Raw genomic sequence first — 23653 nt, 5'->3', positions numbered from 1 at the left:
CGCGTCAGCTATCCATTGCCCGGAACCACTGAAATGAACGACAACATTGATGATGGCGGAAACAGTAAAGCCCTGCCGGATGGGGAAAGCACCCAGATAACCGGCGAGGCGGACACTGCTGCATTGGGAAACGGCGCCATTCAGGAAACGGGCGAGAGTGCGCAATTTTCAGAGGTTTTTTGGGCCAATGCCAATACCACCACTCTCCATCAGACACACCCCCGTGTACCGTCGTTGAAAACCGAAATGGTGTGTCAGTACAAGTTCGAAAACGGCCGGCTTTATGTAAGGACGTTGAAGTACAAGATGACCACGCGTGGTGACAACAAGTACAGGGCAAACATAGATGTTGCCCTTCATGCGCTTGAGTATGTACGTATTAACTCACCGGACAGCATGTCGCAAGACACACAGTGGCACGATTACGTGATTTATCTTGAGTCTCCCTATGGCCCGGCAGCTCAGTTGGGCGGGGGAAACAGAATGCATATCCGGGTCGACTATGACGGCTCGAACAACGATGTCGAGCCGCATGAGGGATGGGGCAATTTCGTATTTCCTGCAGCTCCACCGATCATCGAAGTACCGCGACTCAATACCGTGATTGGCAAGCAATTTGACGTCTCGGGGAGAAACGGCCTCGTGGGTGCCCGAGTGTATGTGAGGTATCTGTTGAGCGGCATGGAGAATACGATCGGATTTTCTGACGTAGGAAACTATGGGCAATGGCAAACGAATGTCAGTTTGCCGAGTCACGTCACGACCTTTTACGCTGTACAAATCGCTGGCAATGAAGTTTCCGTGCGGTCGAATGCCGTCACCATTCGTTTTCGCCCTCCACTGATCAAAGCACCGGCAAACGGCGTGTTGATCGCACTCAAGTCTGGTATGGAAATTACGTTAAGCGGGGAGGGTACGCACGGGCGAATCATCGACATCATGACGCCGGACGGTGCTGTTTTACACGGATCTACCACCGTCAAGGACAACGATACCTGGGAAGCATTGTTCAATCTGGCGAACTACCCCAGCGGCGGTCTGGTTGAAATGATGGCGGGCCACCGGGGCATGAATGACTGGTCACAACTGCATACCTTCACCTTGCTGGCTGCACCTCCCATCAGTCTCCCGATTTCCGCAAGTGTTACCGATCCGCGTGGCCCCATATCCGGCACCGGTTTCAAAGGCGCCATTGTCGAGGTGCTCAGAGACACGCAACACACATTCAAGATCGGTCAAGCCACGGTAGAACCCGACGGAAGCTGGGAGATCAAGACCTTCGACAATGAAATGCCGCCCGGCCCTTTTTCGATTGTCGCCCGCCAAACCTTTGCCAACGTCACGACTGACGTTGGCACCGCAAGAGGTTTCAAAGTTCGGCCATCTGCAATGGTCAAACCCGATACCACCTTCCCCACAGACGGCAGCATTAAGTTCTCGGGCACCACTGCCCATCCCGGCGCCACAGTCGTGATCACGGCCCCCGGTTCGTCTGTCACGCCGCCTGCGCCTGTTGTGGCGACGGGTGGCAACTGGACTACCACCGCTACCGCTTGGCCGTTCGGCACTTACAGTCTGCAAATCGTGCAAAAGGTGGGCGACGGTGCCAGTGGCTGGATCGAGTCGTTACCGTTTGAGTTTACGGTCGAAAATAGATTGCCTGATGTGAGTGAGTTGGCCTTCACCCCGGAATATCAACCGACCTTCAGCGGCAAGGGCAATGCTCGTGCGACCGTGTGGCTGTGGAAAATCGACAAGGACGAGGCGGTGGCGCCTCATGTGCCGCTGACGGTCAGTGGCAAATGGTCGAGCAAGGCCTCGGAAATCTGGGGGCCAACGCACAATCGACGAGTTCGTATCAAACAGGCGGGAGACGGGCAGGAAACAGAGTGGGTCTATCTGGATGTGACCATCCCGCCCTTGGCCCCCGGCCTGAACGACCCGGTGGAAGATGGTCTTTCCCCAAAGCTCAGCGGTACTTGCTGGCCAGGTGCAGCGGTCAAAATTCGGTACAGCGACGAAGAACAGGTCGAGCATGACGGGATTGTCAGTGGTGGTACCTGGCAGTTCCGGCGGGACAAGGAATTTGCGCCGGATGTGTCACATACCGTCACCGTCACCCAATTCGCCGCCGAGCAAACCTCGCCGCCGGTGTCAAAGACCTTCACTGTCAAAATACTCATGCTCCAACCGCTGATTACCCAGCCCGAGGACGGGGCGAAAGTCGGTCGCGTTGTCACGATCCAGGGTAAAAACGGTATGGAGGGCGCCACGATGCAGTTGCGTGACGTGCGTTTCGACCGCCCGCTCGGCAGTCCCAAGGTACTGGATAAGGACGGTGACTGGTCGATTGACCTCAGCGCTCTGGAGTTCAGGCTCTATACCTTCGACGCGCAGCAGACCCTGCTGGGCAGGCCTTCGGCTCGCAGTGATGCGCGCACTTTTGAAGTGGTGTTGCTGCCCCCGGAATTTCTCCAGCCGACGCAAAACGGCAAGCTGCCCCGCATGGCGAAGCTGGAGGGGCGCGGCATGGCGAACGGGCATGTCGAGATTTTTCTCGAAGGCCTCACCGAGCCTCTGCTCACGGATGTTCCGGTGAACCGGGAGGGCCATTGGGAAGCTGAAGTGACGTTGCCGGTAGGACATAAAACCATCTGGGCGCGGCAAACGTTCATGGATGAAACCGGCAAATTGCAGGAATCAGAAGACACGCCACTGCTGCAATTTGACCTCGTGCCGGCGGCGCCGTTTGTAGAGTCCCCAGTTGAAAATGACCAGGTCGGCCAGCAGGTCGTGGTGTCCGGCTTCGGTGTGCCGGGCGATACCGTCACTGTGCAGTTGAATCTTGGCACGCAAAGCACCGTCGTGCTGGAGGATCGCACCTGGTCGGTGAAGGTGACCTCCGGTGTGAGGAGCGGCTTTCACGTTTTGCAAGCGACGGCAATGTACAACAACTTCGAGTCGGATCCCGCGCAGCGAACGCTCGAACAGAGCACTTATCGACCCGTCATCGACGAGCCGGCAGCCGGGCGCTGGCTCAGTGATCCGGTGACGCTCGCCGGCAAGGGGCGCGCGGGCAGCGTGCATGTGGTGAGCTGGTTCAACCCGGACGTGAAATGGTCGCCGCCACTGGCTGTGTCCGGCGACGCATGGCGCGGCGAATCCGAAGTGCCACTGTCACCCGGAGGCAACTGGTGCCGCGTCGGGCAAACGCTTGTCGACGATCCTGCCGGGGTAGAGGCTTCGGACTGGGCGTTGAGCGCGCGCTTTGAGATCAAAAACTCAAAACCGACCTGAGCCAGACCATCCGACGAACGGTCAATAGACCTGTCAGATCTGACAGTAGACGTTGATCTTTTCAAAGCGCCAAATCGTACTCACTCAATACGCAGTCTGCCGGAAGCGGCAGGCTGTTCGGGCCAGTTGTCGCCTCAAGGAACCTGATCATGGTCGATTCGCGCCGCCCAGTCCTGCAACTGTTCGATCAGTTGTTTGCTGAGGAGCAACAAGTACAAAACATCGGGCTGGGAAACCTGAAAGCCTACCTCGAGAAGGGCGGATCGATTTTTCCTTTGGTGGAGAAGGGCGTTCAAGGCTTGGTCAGGGAACAGCGGGTAACCCCCGATGACGCGCGGCGGTTTCTGCGCTCGGCCAACAGCATGGCCACGTTTTTGCGTCGCCAGTTTATCGAGCAAACCCTGACCGGCGAAAAGACGACTGCAACACGTAGTTCAAGCGGTTTGTTATCAATGGTTGACGGCCCCAGTTATGAATATCTGATCGGTACACGTTTTGCAGCACTGTGTCCGCCGAATGCACTGGAGTCACTGTTGTCGCCAGTGGCTTATCTGATTGAACTGTTGCGCTGGATTCGAGACCGTATCGAGTCTGTAGACAATCCGCCGACGGAATTTCGACTGCATAACCGCCGTACTGATTTGCTGCCGTTGTCTGTCGACTTCAATGCGGTTTATCAGTCGATATCTTCGGTCGACATCATTGTCTCGGTGCTGGAAGCTTTCATTGTTGCGAACACGGAAAGCGAGAACAGTGCGTCGATTGAAGACGCGTTGATCGAAGCCCGCTACCCCAATGGCCTGCCGTACTACCAGCATTGGGTCACGCTTGATGGCATTGCCCAGTCTCATGGCCTGTCGGTGGGCGATTTCGAGCACAGGGTTGATCTAGCGTACCCGTATTTTCTGCAAGCCAGTGCCCGTGGCCCCAATACCGGTCCCGGTTTTGCTCATGCGTCGCGGCTAGGCCCTTATCAGCGGCAAATATTGACAGAGCCGCGTGCGGGGCTCGATGAGGCCGAGGCTTTCTACGCGCACAATTTCGGTACTGATAATCTCGATAAGTATCAAAACCTTAATCAGTTTGCGTTTTTAGGCCAGCGGACAAAGTTGACCAGTACGCAGATCGAAGCCTTGCTGTCGATTCGCGATTTTGCACCGGTACGTTCAGCCAATGTGACCTACCCGGATGAGGCGCCCGAGATACCGCAAAGCGAGCGTTCAGGATCGGTCTACATCAACAACAACACCTTTCCGCCGGTGCGTATCGACGACGAGTCATTGTTACTCCCTCGCCTGACAGCAAATCCCGACGACGAAACTGGCTTCAACCGCTATGACCGGATGAATCAGATGGTGCGTCTGGCCAATTGGGTCGGATTGCCTTTTGACGAGGTGGATGCAGTGTTGGTGGCAGCCATCAGGGCGGTGCCGCGCGGCAGTGGACCGAAAATCGATTTGCAACAAATGAACATGTCGAGCGGCGTCGTGCATGCACTTGGCCTGTTTCAGACCTTGCGCGAGCGCTACGAATGCACCGCCGCCGACTTTGCTGTGTTTATGGGCGAACTGGCGGTTTATGGCCGTGGCGACGCGCTCTCGCAGTTCGACCGGATTTTCAATAATCAGGTGGGCTATCGCGAACCCTTGAGACTCGACAACGGTGAGTTTGCACTGGCGCCGGTGCCGGGCGAGGTTGATTTGACGATCAGCCAGTTGTGCAGCGGTCTGGCGATCGACCTGCAGACTTATTACTACCTGGCAATGACGGTGGCCAACGCGCACGGCCTGACGGAAAAACTGACGCGCAGTCCGGCGATTATCAGCGCCTTTTACCGCCTGGTGAGACTGCCCCGACTGTTGAACATTACTCCCGTCGAAGGTGTGCTGATGCTGTCGTTGATGGGTGGGGATTCGTGGGTCAAAGGCGTGGCGGGTGTTCCTTATATCCACACCGTGCCGGCTGGTTCACCGGATGTGCTGGAACTGATCGAAGCCATGCAAAGCTGCGTTCAATGGTGCGCGCAAAGCAATCTGCCGGTGCTGTGGGTGTTGCAACACGCCGTCGCTGCGCAACCGGCGCTGGAACCGACTGAGCAGGACCTGCAGTTTTTCGAGCAACTGCGCAATTTGCTGCCGACGGCACTGTTGTCCAATAGCGCTTTTCTGATGGCGGGTGTGCCGCCTGCCGGGGCCGCCAACTGGCTGGAATTCCTCGCAATACATGCCAATAACCTGAGTCCGATTGTCGATACCTATGGTCTGGTATTGCCATATGTCGGAACTGCCGAGCAGTACCTGGTCTTTGTCCACGCAAAAATCGAGTGGGCGGTCGACAGTGCCTTGGGCGTGATCGAACCACTGTTGCGCCAGAACATCATCGACATCATGACCCGAGTGCTGTTGCAGGTCCGGGATGCTCAGACGTCGCTGGTGAAAGAGACGCTGGCCGTGTATGCCGGCGTGGGTGTGGAACAGGCAATACCGATCCTTAACTGGGCAAATGCCACGGTTCATCAGTTACTGCAACAAGTGCTTGAGCTAACAGACGCGAGTTCGGAGCAACCCGAACGAACGCGCATCCGCAATGCCAACCCGATGCTCGATCTGTTGGCGGAGGTACGACGCCGCAGCGAGGTAGTGACGACGCTGGGACTGAGTGCCGCGCTGTTGCTCGATTATCTGGATTACGGCTACAGGGATTGGCTCGCTCAGACCAACAAGCATGAGTTGTCGCTGCGCACGCTGTATTACCTGACGACGCTTACCCGGGCCTTCGGCTTGAGCGAACAGCCGGCGCAGAAGCTCTTGGACTACCTGCGCCAGGTGAATGCACTGCCCACCGTCACGGGGGATGCGATGAAGCTTGCCCAACAGGCTGCCGCCATCAAACTGGCCGACTTTTTTGGCTGGAGCGTGCAGGAAGTACGTGAGTGCGTCAGTCGCATTGATCCCACGGACCTCAAGGTGCTGAAAAACCTCAGTCAACTTGATCTGTTGATGCGGATCCGGGTGCTGTCCGCGGAAACCGGAATGGATGCGTTGACGATCTTCCTGATCGGCAGCTTGCCCGAGACCGTCGACAAACAAGCTTATGAAATCGCTGCCGAACTTGCCCTGTTGGGCGAGTCTCATACGCGCGCGCCAACGGTGCATGTGCCGGGCGACCTCAAGGCGCTGGTCACGACCACGTGCGAAGTGCAGGGTGACAACAACGTGGTGGCCAACAAGCCTGGCGAACACATCACTTATAAGGTGACCCTGTGCGATGCCAAAGGGGCTGCGCTCAGTGGTGTCAACGTTTACTGGCAGACCACCTTGGGCCGCATGGAAACAGGCGCGACCCAGATAGACGGAACGCTGTTGGCCGAGTTCATCCCAGGCAAGGTCATGGGCACCGAAACGCCAATCTTCTGGCTGGACTTGTTTGACCCGGAGTACGCCCCTCCTTTGGTGATCGGGTTCGAAGTCCAATCACTGTCTTTTCCGCTTGCGGAACTGTCGCCAACCCCCTTGGGGGATGTGCCGCAAGGCCAGGAAGTCGAACTCTATGCCCTGCTTGAGGACAGGTACGCAAACCGTGGAAAAAACTCGCTGGTCGAATGGTTTGCAGAGAGCGTCGGCCCCGAAAAAAATGCACTGGCGACGATACGGCCATCGCAGGGGTTCACCGACCAGCAGGGGCTCACACGGGCCTTTGTCTCCAGTTCGACGGGCGGCACCTTCATCTTCTCGGTTCGCACTCAAGGTGGAGATGCCGAAAGAACATTCGTCGACTCCATCACCTTTGCGAGTGGTTCGACACCGGGGTAAGCGATGTTGCTTGGCGAACGTTTGTCCCCGGGTTCTACCCCAAGGAGCTGAATCATGGCACTGAGTAATATTGGCGGGCTGCTGGAAAAGCGCCGTTCGGCGCTGCTCGAATACTGCATCGGCCAGGTTGGCAATGCGAAATACCCTTTTGTGAAAACGCCGACCGATTTGTTCGAACTGCTGCGCATGGATCCGCTGGACACCTATCAGGTGCAGAGCTCCTGGGTGGCCGAAGCAACAAGTTGTGCGCAGCAGTACATTCATGCGGTGTATCGCAAGCTTGAGCCAGGCTTTGAAACACAGCGGTTCGACAAGCGGCATCTGGAGGAGTGGGAGCTTTGCAACAACTACCCAGACTGGGCGGCGGTGCAGATGATTTCGTGCTACCCGGAAAACTTCATCAATCCCTTTGTGCGTCTGCGCAAGACCAGTCTGTTCAAAAACCTGGAAAACAACCTCAACCAGGCGCGTTTGAACAACGATTCCGTTCAGGCTGCCCTGCAGGACTATTTGCAGGACTTCGAAAAGACCTGCGATCTGGACGTGATCAGTTGCTACATGGAGGGCACAACGCCTGCCCGCGCCGATTATTACTTTGTCGGGCGTCAACGTGTGCAGCCGTTCCAGTATTTCTGGCGCAAGGCCGAAATTGAACTAGGCGCCTCCACCGTTGCAGTCAATCCGGCCGCCTGGAGTGAGTGGCAAGCCGTGGAGATTCCGTCCGGCAACCGCGTGCTGGATATTCGCCCGGTGGTGTGGAATGGCCGGTTGTGTCTGGTCTGGGCCGAATGGCGTGACAAGGTCGCCAGCAAAGAAGCGGGCGAATACACCCCGAACAAACTTGAAATCAATCTGGCGTTCATGGCGCAGAACGGCCAATGGTCGGCACCGTTGAACCTGCACAGTTCGGAGTATGACCGTGCGCTTTTGCCGGACACGCGGTTGATTGCGAGCGTGCGCACCGACTATCTGGATCCCAAGGGCAAGCTGGGTGTTTTGATGTCGGGCAAGTTCGTACCGGCAGGGTCTGAACCTGATGATCTGAGGGTTTACGCCGTATATGACGTACTGATGCGCCCCATCAGCGGCGACGGCGGGGGCTGGCTGGATTTGGCGCTGCAACACCGATTCGTCAGCAACGAAACGGTTCAGCACCCGCTGAGCAGTCAGGTGACGGTTGTTCCACGGGTGCAGGTACCGGGCGTCATGACGCCGTATCTGGATGTGCAGGTCATGGCTCTGCGGGTGGATGAAAGCGATCTACTGATGGTGCAGGGTTTTTGCCGGCCCACGGGACGTGACAGTGCCTTGCAAAAAATGACGTTGGGGATAAACCAGGCAGGCGGGGACCCAAGCCCGATAGTCCAGGATGTTGATGAGGCGGGCGGCTGGGTCACGGCGCCGTGGATAAGCAGTCGAGCCAAAGGATCATGGCCGAACCCGACCACGTTCTCATTAGGTTTTCCCAATTGGGCGGGGGGAGAAGTGTTGTTTGACCTGAGGATTGTCGACCTCATGGACTTCACCCCGCCGACCCTGCACAAAAATACCGTTGATGCCGCGCAGTTTCTTTCCTTCAACCAGACCGGACTTGCATTGAAGTTCACCCGGCTCAACTCATTGTTTGGGCCGGAACTGGTGCAGCGCTCGAATATTTCCGTGGATGCCGTACTGGACTGGGAAACCCAGTTCTTGCCGGAGCCACCGCCCACCGGTGTGGTGTTTGATGAACCCAACGGTGCGTTCAACGGGGCCAACGGCCTGTTTTTCTGGGAACTGTTTTTTCATCTGCCGCATTTGATGGCCACGCGCTTGCGCGATGAAGAGCGCTTCCGTGAAGCACAAAACTGGCTGCATTACCTGTTCGATCCTCAGGCACCTGCCGATCCTGTCACAGATCCACCCACTGCCAATCCGAAACCGAGGTATTGGCGCTGCCGCCCTTTGGACACCGTTCAAGGCGAGCCGGGTTGCGAAACGCAAGACCCCACAGACCCGGATGCCATTGGCTACGCCGCCCCCGCGCACTTCCAGATTCTGGTGTTCACCGATTATGTGAAAAACCTGATGGCCTGGGGTGACTGGTATTACCGGCAACTGACCCGTGACAGTCTGGTGGCGGCCAAGTTGTGCTACGTCCAGGCCGGGTTTCTGATGGGCGAGGCGCCCTCCGCCAGCACGGCAACCCGTTGGCAAACCAATACAGTCGAAAGCCTCTTGAATCAGAGCGCTTCGCGGCCCAGGCTCGAAGCTTTTGAGCAGACGCTGAATTTCAGCCTGGCGGATTTTCCGCTCGCCTCGGATACCCCGCCCATGCTCGGCCTGTTGGCGTGCGGGCCTTTTGAAATTCCGATCAATCAGTCGTTGCTCGACCTGTTCGAAGCCCCCCATCGACGGATGTATGGCCTGCGCAACAACCAGACCATTGATGGCAAACCGCTGGATATCCCCCTGTTCAGCCCCGCCACTGATCCCAATCAATTGTTGCGTGACCTGGCGTCCGGTGGCGTGGCCGGGCCTAGACCGATGGGCGGGCGGCTGGTGGTCAATGCGTTCCGCTGGCGCGTGACGTTCGAAGTCGCGCTGCGCGCGGTGCAGGCGTTGCAGGATTACGGCAGTCAGGTGCTGAATTTGCTTGAACGACGCGATCGCGCCGAGCAGGAAGAGTTGCAGCAAAACCATCTGGTGGAGTTGGGCAGCTACGCCGAGACGGTGCAGGAACAGTCCATCGCTCAGTTGGAGGCCAGCGTGACGGCGCTGCAGCATAGCCGGGCAGTGGCGCAGGAACGGGCCGATGCTTACGCAGCGCGCTACAACGACAACGTCTCGGCGATTGAGTATCAGGTCATGGCAAGCCTGAAACAGTCGAAAACATTCACCTTGCAGGCCAAAGTCGTCAAAACCGCAGGCGGGGTCATTGCGGCATTGCCAAAAATCTATGGTATGTCCAATGGTGGTTTCAAGCCCGAAAATGCATTCGATGCAGTCGCTTTCGGCCTGGAGGTTGCCTCTTCGCTATTGCAGATCGACGCCGATAGTCAGGCCACTACCGAAGGTTACCGTCGCCGCCGTGGCGAATGGGGCCTGCAACGCGACCAGGCGCTGGCGGAGGTGCGGGCCATCGATGCGCAGATCGTAGCGCAAACCCATTCAGTCACCGCTGCCCGATCCAACCTTGAGCAAACCCTCAGGGGCAACGCTCAGGCATTGACGGTTTACAACTACCTGAAAAAACGCGCCAGCAACGCCGAGCTGTTCGGCTGGATGCTCGGTCAGCTCAAGGCGCTGCATTATCAGGCTTACGATGCGGTGATCAGCCTGTGCCTCAGCGCCCAGGCTTCACTGGCTGCCGAAACCGGCGATTACGATGCGCAGATCCCCTTGCCCCAGGTCTGGCTCGACCACCGCCATGGTCTGACCGCCGGTGAGCAGTTGCGTGGGCATCTGCTGCGTCTGGAACGTGAACACCTGCAACGTCAGGAGCGACGGCTGGAACTGGTCAAAACCGTCTCCTTGCGGCACTTGTTCAGTGACGAAGTTGAGCGCCAGGTGGGGGTTGCCGACTGGGCGGATGCCTTGGAGCAATTGAAAGATACTGGCGTGCTGGAGTTCAAGCTGACCCAGTTGCTGTTTGATCGTGATCATCCGGGCCACTTCTGCCGGCAGATCAGTTCGGTGGAAGTCGATCTGCCGGTACTGACCGGACCCTTCGAAGATGTCCGCGCGACCTTGCTCCAGATCAGCAGTATGACGGCGACCCGATCGACCACGCAGTCGGTGCAGTACTTGCACAATCCGATCGGGGTCGCGCCATCGGATGTGGTGATCAATCTGCGTAGCGCTCAGCAAATAGCGTTGTCGCTCGGGCTTGCCGACAACGGCCTGAGCGCCATGAAGCCCGATGAGGGGATGCTTAATCCGTTTGAGAACACCGGTGCGATCTCCAGTTGGCAACTGAAGTGCCCGTGGCCGGAAAAACAGCCGCAGGCAGCAATGCTCGCCTCGTTGACCGACATCATTGTGCGCATCCGCTACACCGCCAAGGCTGGTGAGCAGACCTTCATCCAAAAAGTCATGGATCTGGTCACCGAGGCTGAAAACGCCAGGCTGGACAAACCGTTCAAAGGGGCACGCAGTCATGAATGATCCAGTCATCCAAGCGAATGAAAGTCTGGTGCGTAATGGCGATTTCAATGACCGGCTGAACGAGTGGACTCGAAAAGGCCAAGTAGGTTTGGCAGCGGAAATGTATGAGGGCTGGCTCACCAATTTTATGGATGTCGGGGTTGGAAGCTTTGCCACACAGGCCTTTGCGATCCCTAAAAAACCCGACGCCAATGCCCGGTACGAATTGTCGTTCCTCTGCGAACTGCGGCCCGGAGTGTCTTGGTCAGGCGATTCCGGCTGGTTGCGCATCCTTAAGGGCAACGACGTGTTAATGAGCATCGAGCTCAGGAAAGGGGATTCACGCAACCTTGAACAGGATCAAGCCCGGCTGGCGGCAGGGCAGCCGTTGGAGTTCCTGCCGATTGCCTATAGAGCGTCACTGGATGAGTTGGCGTTTGATAGTGGGGAGGAGCTGAGTGTTCAGGTCAGTGGTGTCGCGGCCAACCCTTTAGATACCCGTTCGTCTGTCTGTATCACCCGCATTGACCTCCAATTGCATCTGGAACCATTGAGGCTGCAAGAGATGCGCCTCGATGATCAGACTCTGGCGCCAGGCGCTGCGTTACACCTGTGCCTGGGAACGACGATCCTTGGCACTCCACATCGGTTGACGTTCTTGCCTGAGCCGGGAAATGCCTGGGAAAACACCGAGGCTTCGTTGAGCAGCGTCGGCAACCCTCGGGAAGCAATCATCGCGACACCTGATTGGGGTGTCGATCAATCGCTGGAATCCGAATGGCTGCTCGATTGCCCGTGGGTGGGGGATGAGGAGCGCTATGAGTTTGCGTTGACCTTGCGCAACCGGTACGCCGCCGAACCTTTCACTATCCCGATTTCACTGGGACATCACCGTCTGGCATTTCGTGATGAGCAGCAAGCCAGTCATTATCCGGTGCTTGAGTATGAAGACCAGGGCGTATGGCTGGGTGTGCGTGTGGTGTCGTATTACACCAGCCAGGCGATTGCAGACCAAACGGTGAACTGGTCGGTTGCAGGGCAAGGCGTCAAAGCCGCTTCGGTTACCAATGAGCAAGGCTGGGCCGAGTTCTATTACCAGCCGGAGGCGGCGGGTGATGTTGTTGTCACCGCAACGGTTGCCAGTCCTTACTACACCGAAGGCGAAGTCAGCATGCCGTTTGAGGTGAAGGTCCTGGCCACGGATCCGTGGAACGACCTGAAGGAAATCATTGGCGGAGCACCGACAGACTGGGACACCCCCGGGTACCCGAACCGGGGCTCGACTCATGAATTGCAGGTACGCCTGCCCGCCGACAGTCCTTTGCTGAACACCACGATGGCGTTGCGCTGGAGCGGCGATGGGCATGAGCAACTCGGTGTGGTTGTCGAACCGCCCGTCGGGTCCCCGGTGCTTGTTGAAACACCCGACATGGGCTGGACGCTGACCTGCGAGGATCGGCTGGACGGCCGGTTCAAACTGTCACTGGTTTGCTCAATGCTCAAATTGCCGGCTCCCGAAAAAATCATGTCGCTGGCGCGCAACATCGTACGGATTGCCGACGTGCGCGAGGCCAACAAGTATCCGGTGGTGGCGGATAGGGAAATTGTGGTGTTGCGCCTGCAAGTGGTGCATGTCACAGCAAGCGGCGACGGCGAGGGTGTCATCGACGCTCGGGTCGACTGGGACACCCTCGATGGCCCGTTTTCGACCCGCACCGGCACCGGTGGCTGGGCGAGTCTGTCTTTCGTGCCAAGACAGGTCGGCGAGCAGGTCGTCACCGCCAGCGTCAAGGCCTACGAAGGTGCGGTGGGCATTGAGCGCAAATTCGATGTGAAAGCGATTGCGACCAGTTCCTGGAAAGACAAGGTGGAGATCAAGGTGGATAACCTATCCATCCCCCATATCAAGGGAGTCGTGTGTTACCGAGGGGAGACACACACCTTGCAAGTCGAGGCGTTACCCGGCAGCCCATTGATTGGCCAAAACATTACGCTCGAGTGGCGGGGTAGCGAGCCGGGTATCGGCCTGGTGGCGAGTGACATCGGAACACCCAAGACTTTGCCCGCCGAGGGCGGCCTGAGCTGGACACTGGAGTCTGATCTTACGGGCAGCATCAGCAGCATGTTTGAGATGAGATTGACTTGTGCAGGGCTTGAAGATCGAGAATTTTTCGGGCGCCTGATGAAGCGTGATTTTCAGGATGAATTGTCCGTGGTACTGGATCAGATGACCACGACGAGGGGGCAGCAACTCTACCCATGTCTAGGGGCCAGGCACCGCTACACCCTGAGGCCTCACGCGTTGAGTCCTTTGGTGGGGTTGAATATCGCTCCGTTGTGGGTGAGTGGCGACACACCGGACAAGCTGGGTATCACGATCGAGCCTGCTTTGATAACTGAGCAGTGGCTGGAGGATGGTGGCGCAACCTGGACACTCGATTGTTCAAGCGCTCCGGCACCGGCTGATTTTTCCCTCCTTTTCCAGACGCCTTTGGGTCGAGTCGATGCCAACCAGATGAAGATGGGTCACAACAAATTCAGGATCGAGGCGTCGCACGAGTCAGCGGTGGATCCGGTTGTCGGGCAGGATCCCGCGTGGATGTGGGTGCAGCTGGTGTCTCATTTCACAGACCTTGCCGTGGATCAGGTACCAGTGAACTGGACCGTGGATGAAAAAAACCAAGAGCACAAAACCGCTGCTGACGGTTGGAGTGGCTTCCCCTTTGTGCCCGCCACGGGAGGTGGCAAAACGGTCGAGGCCCGGGTGATCAGTCCGTATGACGGCTTCGAAGAATCCCGTTCGATGACGGTCAATGCGCTGGCGAGTGATCCGTGGGAAGAGGTGACGCTCAATTTTGATGGGCAAGTGGAACAGTCATTGGGAACACAGGCGTTCTTCCCGCGGCGCAATGGAGAACACAGACTTGACGTGAAAGCCCCGCAGGGCAGTGCCTTGTTTGGCAAGTATCTGACGCTGGGCATGATGGACACCGGGCCAACGGAACTGGGCATACGCTTTGAAGAACCCAGGCTTGGCGAACCCAGGTATTTCAGCGAAGCAGGATTGACCTACCAATTCAGGGTAGGCGATCTCAAGGACGGAAGCTTTGGCCTGGGCCTCTCGTCCTCTCGGCTGGCGCGCCTGTCACCGGTCAACGCATTTTCGGTGGGTCAAGGCTCGCAGGTGGTGAAAATCGCCGAGCGCCAGCGGATCAACAAGACGCTGCTGTGGAGGGAGGTTGTGTCGGAACAGATCACCGTCATCTCGGTGGTCAGCGGCAAGCCGATGGTCGGGGTGACGGTGACGTGGCGCAGTCCTGATCTGGGTGTCGTGACGTCGACCACCAATTTTTACGGCGTGGCGAAAATAGCCTTTGTACCGACCACACCCGGGGCGTTTGCACTGACGGCAACGGTGGGGGATGAGCTGTATTCGGATTCGGTTTCGATGGCGTATTTTCTGAGCGAGCCTCGGCAGATCAGCGCGTTGGTCATTGATGAGCCCGGCGGCTATCCCGGCCAGCAAATGACCGCACAGGCATGGGTTGTTTCGGCAAATACCGGGGAGCCTATGGCAGATGTCGAGGTGATGTGGGAGCACGACAACACATCGATACCGGCAACACTGACGGATGCCGATGGCAAGGCAACGTGTAGTTTTACCTTCGGGTCATCGGGTGAGGCTGCTTTGTGGGCGTCGGTAAAGGGCGGTTTGGCTGGCTGGGATGTGAAAACGCTGTGGTTGACCGTCATTGAACGTCCAGCGGCAGTGGCCTCCGTTGTCGCTTCGCCCAATCCGGTTCCCTTGCAGACCTATGTAACGATGACTGCATTGATCGTGGGTAAGGAGTCTCGAGAGCCGATGCCTGACAGAAAGATCCAGGTCTCAAATAATGGAGCACCATTCTTCGAAACCACTACCGATCACAAGGGGCGATATCAGAGCCATTGGAGACCGATGGCTATAACGGATAACGTTTCCCTCGCCGTCAAGCTCGACAACCCAGATGGCACCTCGGACAGTGGTGCCGTGTATGTCACGGTCGTGAGCTGATCGACAGTTTAAAGCGCGGCACTTCGTTTCCAACTGAGATACCGCGTCACCAGTTCGGCCCCCAACTCCGCAGGCCGAACATCCACCACCGGAACTCCGTGAGCACTCAACCGCTCATGGAGTTCTGCCCGTTCATTCAGATAGCTCACCGTCCCGCAGTAGGTCAGTGCCTCAGGCAATGTTTGCACCGGCGTATGGCGCAGGGTATCGAGTATTTCCTCACGCAAACTCGCCACCAGTACTCGGTGTTGCGTGCTCAAGCGTTTGACGGCGCCGAGCAGTTCTTCATCGTCCTCATCGCGCAGGTTGCTGACCAGTACCACCAGCGCCCGGCGCTTTTGCCGGGCCAACAGCTGATTGGCGGCTGCCTGGTAATCGGCGGGGCGCTGGCTGCTGTCGAGGTCGTAGACACTGTTGAGCAGCGCGTTCAGTTGGCCGGTGCCTTTGACCGGCGCGAGATAGCGAGGTTGATCGCAGGCGAAAGTCATCAAGCCAACGGCATCACCCTGGCGCAAGGCGATGTAACTGAGCAGCAGACAGGCGTTGAGTGCGTGATCGAAGTGCGACAGTTCATCGTCCTGGCTGCGCATGCGCCGGCCGCAGTCGAGCAGGAAGATAATCTGCTGATCGCGTTCGTCCTGATACTCACGGGCAATCGGCGTGCGCTGGCGTGCCGTGGCTTTCCAGTCGATCTGGCGCAGGCTGTCGCCTTCACGGAATTCGCGCAGTTGATGGAATTCCAGGCCCTGGCCGCGACGTTGCCGCTGGCGCACGCCGAGTTGGCTGAGCCAGTTGTCCACCGCCAGCAACTGACCGCCGTATAGCCGGGCAAAGTCGGGGTAAACGCGGGTGCTATCGCTAACCTGCAACAGGCGTTTGCCTGACCATAGACCCAGCGGACTTGGCAGGTTGACTTCGCACACATCGACGCTGAAATGACCGCGTTTGAGTGGCCGCAGGCGATAACCGATCTGGCTGGTTTGACCGGGCCGCAACGCGACGCTGAGTGGCAGGTTTTCAACGCTCAGCCCATCGGGGACATGGTCGAAGATCTGAATGTTCAGGGGTTCGGCAAAGTCATGCTCAACCTCAAGCTGCACGTCTCCCCAGCGCCCAAGCGCAAGGCTGCCGGGCATCTGCCGTTTGATCCGCAGTGCCGGCAGGCGTTTGAGGCGCAGCGCGTCGAGCATTGCCAGCGCCAACAATGCCAGCAGCAATCCCCAGTTGATCGATAGCACGCTGGCCGGGATGTCGACCTCCAGTGCCCGCAAAGTGCCCAGCACCATGCCGATGACCAGCAGCATGGCCAGCCAGATCAGCAGCAGGCGTGCGGGTTTCACAGGCGCGGCGCCGGGATCTGGTCGAGGAGTTGCTGCAGCACCTGATCGACTTGCAGGCCTTCGATGTCCAGCTCCGGAGCAATGCGTACGCGATGGCGCAGCACGGCCAGTGCGCAGCCCTTGATGTCATCCGGGATCACGAACTCGCCGCCGCGCAACAACGCCCGTGCGCGGGCACAACGCACCAGTGCGATCGAGGCGCGCGGCCCGGCACCGAGGATCAGGCCTGGCCAGGTGCGGGTGCTGCGCGCCAGACGCACGGCGTAGTCGAGCACCTGATCGTCCAGCGGCAAATCACTGGCAATACGCTGCAAGGCTTGCACATCCTTGGCTTGCAGCACGGTGCGCAGTGGTTGCACATCGAGCATGTCGGCGCGGGTCGAACGGCTGACCTGTCGCACCATGTTCAATTCCTGATCCGCGTCCGGGTAGTCCATGCGCACCTTGAGCATGAAGCGGTCTAGTTCAGCTTCCGGCAGTGGATAAGTGCCTTCCTGTTCGATCGGGTTCTGCGTGGCCAACACCATGAACGGCTGAGCGATTGGCAGTGCGCGGCCTTCAAGGGTGACCTGGCGTTCCTGCATGGCTTCGAGCAGCGCGGCCTGAGTTTTCGCCGGGGCGCGGTTGATCTCGTCGGCCAGCAACAGATGGGTGAACAACGGGCCTTTGCGCAGCTTGAACTGCTCTGTCTGAAGGTCGTAGACCGCGTGGCCGGTGATGTCGCTGGGCATCAGGTCCGGGGTGAACTGAATGCGTGCGAACTCGCCGCCGAAGCACCGCGCCAATGCGCGTACCAACAGGGTTTTACCAAGTCCGGGAACGCCTTCAAGCAACACGTGGCCGCCGGCGATGAGTGCAGTGAGCACGTCGTCGATCACCGCGTTCTGGCCGATCACGGCTTTCTGCAATTCGCCACGCACCGCTTGGGCCAGTTGACTGGCACGCTGGCGTTGCTGGGCGGCGTGGCTGGCGCTGCCGGGCTCGATCTGTTCAGTCATAGCGTGTTCCTCAAGGTTTGCAGGTGGGCGACCTGGCGGCAGAAGTCGGCGCTGGACATCCGCCGGTTCGGCACCGGGCTCAAGGCCTGGCTGATGGCACGGGTGGGTTGCCGTGTCAGGCGCGACAGCGCCAGCCATTGTTCGGCGACGTTCAATTGATCAAAACCGGGATGCCGTCGCCGGGCACGACGCAATACGTCCTGTTGCAACGCCTGCAATAGCGACTGCTGTCCGTTGTGCCGGAGCATGAAATCGGCACTGGCACGCAGGTGTTCCTGCAACTGCCGACGGCCAGCCGAGGCGGGCGCCTGAAGCGGGCCGTGGCGTACGCCGGCTTGCCACAACCACAGGCCAATCAGTGCAAGCAGGGCGACGATGGCTTGTGGGAAATAGCGCCAGAGTAGCGTCAACAGGCCATCGTGCTCGGTGTTGTAGATCAGCGTGACGTCGGTGTCGGCGCTCAGATACCAGAGCAGCCAGGCGTTGTCGTACTGGGCGATGGCCGGGGTTTTCCACAACTCGGCATCGGTAACCACGGTGATCGAACCGAGGCTGTAGGGCAGTTGCATCATGTGCGTGGCCTTGGCGCTGTTGGCCCAGGCCTGGGCAAGATTTTTCGGATCATCGAGGTGAAAGTCGGTGTCGAACCCCGCATAGGCCGGCGCGTCTTCATCTTCCATATACAGCTTGGTCAATTTCGGAAAAGGGTCTTGTTCCTGATCGGTGGGTGGATCCTTCAGATCCTTGCTCAGGGATTGGTGCAGTTGCACATGATCAAGCAACAGGTCGTTGCTTTGTTTCGCCTGCTCATCCCAGAGCGATTCGGCGACAAACACCAGCCGCCCACCGGCCCGCGTCCAGTTCAACACTTGATCGACCTGACGCGGCGTCATTCGCGAACGATCGTTGAACAGCAGCAATGTGTGGCCCCGTGGATCGGTGTCCGGCAGCACCGCCAGACTTTCGGCATGGGCGACTTTGATGCCGCGCTCGCGCAAAAACATTTCTGCCGCCAGATAGGGATTGGCCTGCGCGGCTGGTGAGGGGCCGTGATCGATCTGCTCCTGATACGGCTTGGCGTTGAGGTACAGGAATATGCTCAGCGCAGCCAGCAGCGCGACGATCAATGCGCCAATCCACCACAGCGTGCGCCGGTTCAACGGCTGACTCCATGGCCGAACAGGGCGCGCCAGCCATCACACAACTCCTGTTGCAGATGCGCCGCCGGTATCCGATGCCCGTAGGCCATGCTCTGCCAGTGCGTGGTCAGCGTGCGGCTGAAGGCGAGCAATTCCGGACGCTGCAACTGTTCGACACGCGCCAGCACCTGGCTTTCGGTGTCGGCGTCTTTCAGGGGCAGAGCAAAGTCGTGCAGCAAATGGCTGAGCAGGCCCCGATAGAGCAAACTCAAGGCTGCGCGGGGCTGGCTCTGCCAGAGTTGTTCGGCGTGGGCGGCGATATCGTCTGGCAGGGTGTCGCGGTTCAGATCCAGGCCGAAGGCTTGCTGCGGGGGTGGTCGCTTGGCGCGGGCGGGCAGTTTCGGCCGGCTGACGAAGGTTTGCAGAAACTCCCGATAGCGCCAGACCAGCCAGCCGAGTCCCGCAATCAATGTGCCCCACAACACCACTTCGATCAGCGTGGCCAAGGTATTGAAGTGGCGGCCGTCGAGCCAGCCGAGCAGGGTCTTCAGCCACTGCGGAGCTTCACCGTCCTTCTCGGATTTGGCCGGGGCCGCCGGGTCGTCACCAAAGCGATAACGGGTAACGGACTCCTTGTTCTTGAATGGCGCTTGTTCAAGCAGGGCCTTGACGCTGTCACGTGATTCCTGACTGGTCAGCGGCTGATTCAACAAGCGCGGCGCATCCGGGCTGCTGACGGGCTCGGCCGCCCAGACCTGGGGCACATTCGGCAGCAGCAGACACACCGCCAGCAGCACGCCGACCACGCTGCTGTTCAGGCGTTGGCGCAAGCGGCGGAACACCAGTTCAATGTCCCATGCCTCCAGTTGTGTGCGCCGATTCAGATAGAGACTGAAACCGCAGGCCACGTAAATCGGCTCCCACACCACCAGCACCAGTGCATAAAAGGCGTTGGTCAGGTGCTCCAGCCAGCGCCAGTCCTGATCCGCCACGAGGATCAACGACTGCCAGTCCCAGTCGGTTTCGATCTGTTGCGGTAACAGCAGGTAGAACAGCACCATCAGGCCAATCCACAGCGCCGTTTCCAGATGCACGCCGATGATCGTCAGCCACTGCGCGGCGCCGGCGTTGCGTTGCAGCAACACCTGCAAACGCTGCTGACGGGCGTCGCCATCCAGACTTTCAAGTTGCACCACGGGCATGAGGAAACTGCGGCTCAAACTCAGGCGTCGCCAGGTCAGGCTGGCCAGCAGTTGCGGTTTGAGCAGGCGCGGCCACTCACGCAGGGCTTGTCTGAGCGTCGGCGTCTCGCCGAACAGCGCTTTGGACAGGATGTACAGTGGCAGGCGTTCATAGGCCGGCTTCAGCCACCAGAAAATAAACACCGCCAGTGACGGCGAATCCCACAGCAACACGCTGAGCAAGGCGAACAGCGGCAGGGTGACGATGGCCCAACTGGTCATCAACAAGCGTCGATGCTGCTGACTCATGAGCACGCCAAGATCCATGGCTTCCCAGGTGGTACGCGGACGGATGACCACGGTCGCGTCACTCAGGCGCATGGCGTGTCCTTCCGGCGAACAGCAAATAGCTCGCCACTAACATCCACAGAGCGGCACCGACCAGATATTTGGTGAGCGGAGCGACGCTGGTTTTCGACGACCAATAGGCTTCTATAAACGCGGCGATCAGCAGGAACAACATGACCCCACAGATCAGCAGCACGCTTTTGCGCGCGGCGCGTTTCAACGCTTCGGCACGGGTCAGGCGTCCCGGTGCGATCAACGCCCAGCCCAATTGCAGACCTGCCGCGCCGGCCAGGGCAATGGCTGTCAGTTCAAAGGCACCATGGGCGACCACGAATGACCAGAAGGTCTGGCCGTAGCCGATTTCACTCAGATGCCCGGCCACGGCGCCGATGACCAGGCCGTTGTAGAACAGGAAAAACGCACTGCCCACCCCCATCAGCAAACCACTGGCGAAGGTCTGAAAGGCGATGCCGATGTTGTGCATCACGTAGTAGCCGAACATCACCCAGTCTTCGCTGGCCGCGCGTTCGGCCGGGCGCCCGAGGTGACCGGCCACCGGGTCATACATGCCTTGCATCTCGCGCACCTGATCGGCGGGGAGCAGGTTGTAGACCAGTTCGGGAAACACATAGACCAGCACACCGACGCCGATCAGGCTGCCGAAAAACAACAGGCCGGCGGCCAGCACGAAACGCCATTCGGCACGCACCAGACGCGGGAAGTCGGCGAGGATGAAGCTCAACAGGTTGGCGCCCAAACGACTGCGATGCCGGTAAAGCTGTTGATGACCGCGCAATACCTGTTGTTGCAGCGAGTCGATGAGAAAACTGCTGTAACCGCGTTCCTGCGCCAGTGCCAGATGTTGGCAGAGGTGCCGATACGCTTTGGGGAAGCCTGCCACTTGTGAGGTTTCCTTACCCCGTTCGAGACGTTCAAGGGCCAGCGCAAAACGCTCCCATTCGGCCTTGTGTCGATTTTCGAAAAGGCTTTGCTTCATGTCGGACCCAACAAGCCGCGGGCGATGCCGTTGAGTTCGGTGACTGCCCTGGGCGCAGAAATATGCAGCGGCTGGGCCAGCAACGCCGCCAGTTCATTGACCCGCGCCGGTGTCAGCTCGGCCTGCCGCTCGGCGAATCCGAGCAGCGCTCGCTGTTCGCTGAGGGTGAGGGCAATCGGCGCGCGGCGCGGTTCGGCGGCGGGCAGTTGCGGGCGGGTTAGTGGGCGTTCGCTGTAGACCACCAGCGTGCCGGCGGCGATGTCGCCCAGACGCTTGAAGGTCGGGTGATTAAGGCAACTGAGGGTGCCGAGGAAATAACCGAATGGCAGCAGATCGACAAAGCGCAACAGGTTGCGCAGCAAGGACGCCGACCAGCCAATCGGCGTGCCGTCATCGTGTACCACGCGCAGGCCCATCCATTGCTTACCCGGCGAGCGTCCCTGGCGCAGCACTTCGAACAGCACCATATACCACCAGCTGACCGCAAACAGCAGCAGCGAGCCGAGGCCCATGCCGAGCTTGCCGAAAAACGCCAGGACGATGAACAGCACGCCCATGACCGCGCCGCGAATGCTCAGGTCAATCGCGAAGGCGATGGCCCGCACCATCAACCCGGCGGGTCGCAGCGGCAAGTCGATGCCTTCCGGCGTTTCGACCTGATGCCGCGTATCCAGCGGTGCTTTCCTTGGCGGTGCTGTGGGCTCGAGCATGGGCTTCCTGATGTTCGCCTGTTCGGGATGCAAGTGGGGCCGATGCTAGCAGCCTCTCGGGGGGAAACGACATAACTATGTATTGCACATCGTGTGACGCCAGGTGTTTGAATGACGCGAGGCTGGCCGCGACCGCGGTTGAACGCCTAGACTTCGCCGATCTTCAGTTCAGGAACCGCCCGTGACTTCCATCTTTTGGTACGACTACGAAACCACTGGCATCAATCCCCGCAACGACCGCCCGCTGCAGGTTGCCGGGATTCGCACCGATCATGACCTCAACGAAATCGATGAACCGGTCAATCTCTACTGCCAACCCAGCGAAGACATCCTGCCGCATCCGGCGGCATGCGTAATCACTGGCATTACTCCGAGCCAGCTCGCCGACAAGGGCTTGAGCGAGGCCGATTTCATGACCCGGGTGCATGCACAACTGGCGGCTCCCGGTACGTGCGGCGCCGGTTACAACACGTTGCGGTTCGACGACGAGATGACGCGCTACAGTTTGTACCGCAATTTCTTCGACCCATACGCGCGTGAATGGCAGGGTGGCAACAGTCGCTGGGATCTGATCGATGTGGTCCGCGCCGCGTATGCACTGCGTCCGGACGGGCTGGTCTGGCCGACCGATGACGAAGGTCGGGTAACGCTCAAGCTCGAGCGCCTGACGGCCGTGAACAATATTGATCATGGCCACGCCCACGAGGCCTTGTCGGACGTGCGCGCGACCATCGCGCTGGCGCGGCTGATCCGCGAGAAGCAGCCAAAACTGTATGACTGGTTGTTCCAGTTGCGCAGCAAGCAAAAGGTCATGGATCAGATTCGTCTGTTGCAGCCGCTGGTGCACATTTCAGGGCGCTTCTCGGCGGCGCGCAGTTATGTCGGCGTGGTGCTGCCGTTGGCCTGGCATCCGAAGAACCGCAACGCCTTGATCGTCTGCGATCTGCATCTGGATCCCCAGGGCTTGCTCGATCTCGATGCGCAGACCCTGCGCCAGCGCCTGTACACCCGCCGTGACGATTTGCTGGAAGGTGAGTTGCCGGTGCCGCTCAAACTGATTCATATCAATCGTTGCCCGGTGGTGGCGCCACTGTCGGTATTGCGTGCGCAAGATCAGCAGAGACTGGGGCTGGACATGGCGCTTTATCAGGACCGAGCGCTGCGACTAACTGACGCACAAGAAGTTTGGAAAGATAAAGTTGCGGCGATTTATGCCAGCGAAGACTTCACCCCGAGCGAGGATCCGGAACAACAGTTGTACGACGGATTTATCGGTGACCGCGACCGACGTCTATGTGAGCAAGTGAGAACGGCCGATCCTGCGCAATTAGCGCAAGAGCAATGGCCTTTCGATGATGAACGTTTGCCTGAATTACTCTTTCGATATCGAGCGCGTAACTTTCCCGACACCTTGAATTTTGAAGAGCAGGAACGTTGGCGAATATTTTGTCAGCAGCGTTTGTCCGCGCCTGAATGGGGGGCTCCAAATACCCTGACATCTTTTACAGAGGCCGCAGAGAAATGGGCGATTAGTGCGACGCCGGTGCAGAGTGCGGTGCTCAATGAATGGCAGAATTATGTCCAGGCATTACGCAAACGTTTGAATCTTTGAAATCGAACATGACCGGGTTAATTCCGGACATAAAAAAACG

At 58.8% G+C, this 23653-nt stretch carries 11 protein-coding genes; 5 read left to right on the top strand and 6 right to left on the bottom strand.

From position 1 onward, the window contains the following. Positions 1–33 precede the first annotated feature (33 nt). From ACA043_RS23160 to ACA043_RS23145, 4 genes are all read left to right on the top strand, one after another. Positions 34–3297 carry a hypothetical protein gene (locus ACA043_RS23160; RefSeq protein ID WP_497657991.1) on the top strand — a complete coding sequence of 1088 codons (3264 nt, stop codon included), beginning with the start codon at positions 34–36 and terminating at the stop codon, positions 3295–3297. A 149-nt stretch (positions 3298–3446) separates the two neighbouring features. Next, positions 3447–7109 carry a Tc toxin subunit A gene (locus ACA043_RS23155; protein WP_497657990.1) on the top strand — a complete coding sequence of 1221 codons (3663 nt, stop codon included), beginning with the start codon at positions 3447–3449 and terminating at the stop codon, positions 7107–7109. A gap of 54 nt (positions 7110–7163) precedes the next feature. After that, positions 7164–11255, top strand: a complete 4092-nt coding sequence (locus ACA043_RS23150; RefSeq protein WP_497657989.1) for a Tc toxin subunit A-related protein — start codon at positions 7164–7166, stop codon at positions 11253–11255. Next, positions 11248–15288, top strand: a complete 4041-nt coding sequence (locus ACA043_RS23145; RefSeq protein ID WP_497657988.1) for an Ig-like domain-containing protein — start codon at positions 11248–11250, stop codon at positions 15286–15288. The genes ACA043_RS23150 and ACA043_RS23145 overlap by 8 nt, the downstream gene beginning before the upstream one ends. An 8-nt stretch (positions 15289–15296) precedes the next feature. Here the strand turns inward: ACA043_RS23145 and ACA043_RS23140 are convergent, their stop codons facing one another. The 6 genes from ACA043_RS23140 to ACA043_RS23115 are packed head-to-tail and all read right to left on the bottom strand — an operon-like array spanning position 15297 to position 22001. Next, entirely contained in the window at positions 15297–16628 is a 1332-nt protein-coding gene (locus ACA043_RS23140) for a DUF58 domain-containing protein (RefSeq protein ID WP_497657987.1), read from the bottom strand. Continuing rightward, positions 16625–17626 (bottom strand): AAA family ATPase, encoded by a 1002-nt coding sequence (locus tag ACA043_RS23135; protein WP_489878865.1) that lies wholly within the window; start codon positions 17624–17626, stop codon positions 16625–16627. Before ACA043_RS23135 ends, ACA043_RS23140 begins: the two co-directional genes overlap by 4 nt. Next, complete coding sequence (locus ACA043_RS23130) at positions 17623–18786, bottom strand: DUF4350 domain-containing protein (RefSeq protein WP_497657986.1); 1164 nt, start codon at positions 18784–18786, stop codon at positions 17623–17625. Before ACA043_RS23130 ends, ACA043_RS23135 begins: the two co-directional genes overlap by 4 nt. After that, positions 18783–20327 (bottom strand): DUF4129 domain-containing protein, encoded by a 1545-nt coding sequence (locus tag ACA043_RS23125; protein WP_497657985.1) that lies wholly within the window; start codon positions 20325–20327, stop codon positions 18783–18785. Before ACA043_RS23125 ends, ACA043_RS23130 begins: the two co-directional genes overlap by 4 nt. Continuing rightward, positions 20314–21291 (bottom strand): stage II sporulation protein M, encoded by a 978-nt coding sequence (locus tag ACA043_RS23120; protein ID WP_187678098.1) that lies wholly within the window; start codon positions 21289–21291, stop codon positions 20314–20316. Before ACA043_RS23120 ends, ACA043_RS23125 begins: the two co-directional genes overlap by 14 nt. Further along, a complete protein-coding gene (locus ACA043_RS23115; protein WP_401268662.1) occupies positions 21288–22001 on the bottom strand; it encodes an RDD family protein in 714 nt (237 codons plus the stop codon). Before ACA043_RS23115 ends, ACA043_RS23120 begins: the two co-directional genes overlap by 4 nt. A 181-nt stretch (positions 22002–22182) precedes the next feature. On the opposite strand from ACA043_RS23115, the gene sbcB reads away from it, so the two are divergent. Beyond that, the gene (gene sbcB / locus ACA043_RS23110) at positions 22183–23613 is read left to right on the top strand and encodes an exodeoxyribonuclease I (RefSeq protein WP_497657984.1); all 1431 of its coding nucleotides are present in this window, start codon (positions 22183–22185) and stop codon (positions 23611–23613) included. Positions 23614–23653 lie beyond the last annotated feature (40 nt).

This window comes from Pseudomonas sp. LBUM1648 (assembly GCF_059716145.1).
This window is presented reverse-complemented; position numbering and strand designations above follow the sequence as displayed.

Bases quoted from the DNA above. Each gene is read 5' to 3' on its own strand.
- ACA043_RS23135 (WP_489878865.1), bottom strand. From the start codon at position 17,626: ATGACTGAACAGATCGAGCCCGGCAGCGCCAGCCACGCCGCCCAGCAA.
- ACA043_RS23160 (WP_497657991.1), top strand. From the start codon at position 34: ATGAACGACAACATTGATGATGGCGGAAACAGTAAAGCCCTGCCGGAT.
- ACA043_RS23115 (WP_401268662.1), bottom strand. From the start codon at position 22,001: ATGCTCGAGCCCACAGCACCGCCAAGGAAAGCACCGCTGGATACGCGG.
- ACA043_RS23120 (WP_187678098.1), bottom strand. From the start codon at position 21,291: ATGAAGCAAAGCCTTTTCGAAAATCGACACAAGGCCGAATGGGAGCGT.
- ACA043_RS23150 (WP_497657989.1), top strand. From the start codon at position 7,164: ATGGCACTGAGTAATATTGGCGGGCTGCTGGAAAAGCGCCGTTCGGCG.
- ACA043_RS23155 (WP_497657990.1), top strand. From the start codon at position 3,447: ATGGTCGATTCGCGCCGCCCAGTCCTGCAACTGTTCGATCAGTTGTTT.
- ACA043_RS23145 (WP_497657988.1), top strand. From the start codon at position 11,248: ATGAATGATCCAGTCATCCAAGCGAATGAAAGTCTGGTGCGTAATGGC.
- ACA043_RS23125 (WP_497657985.1), bottom strand. From the start codon at position 20,327: ATGCGCCTGAGTGACGCGACCGTGGTCATCCGTCCGCGTACCACCTGG.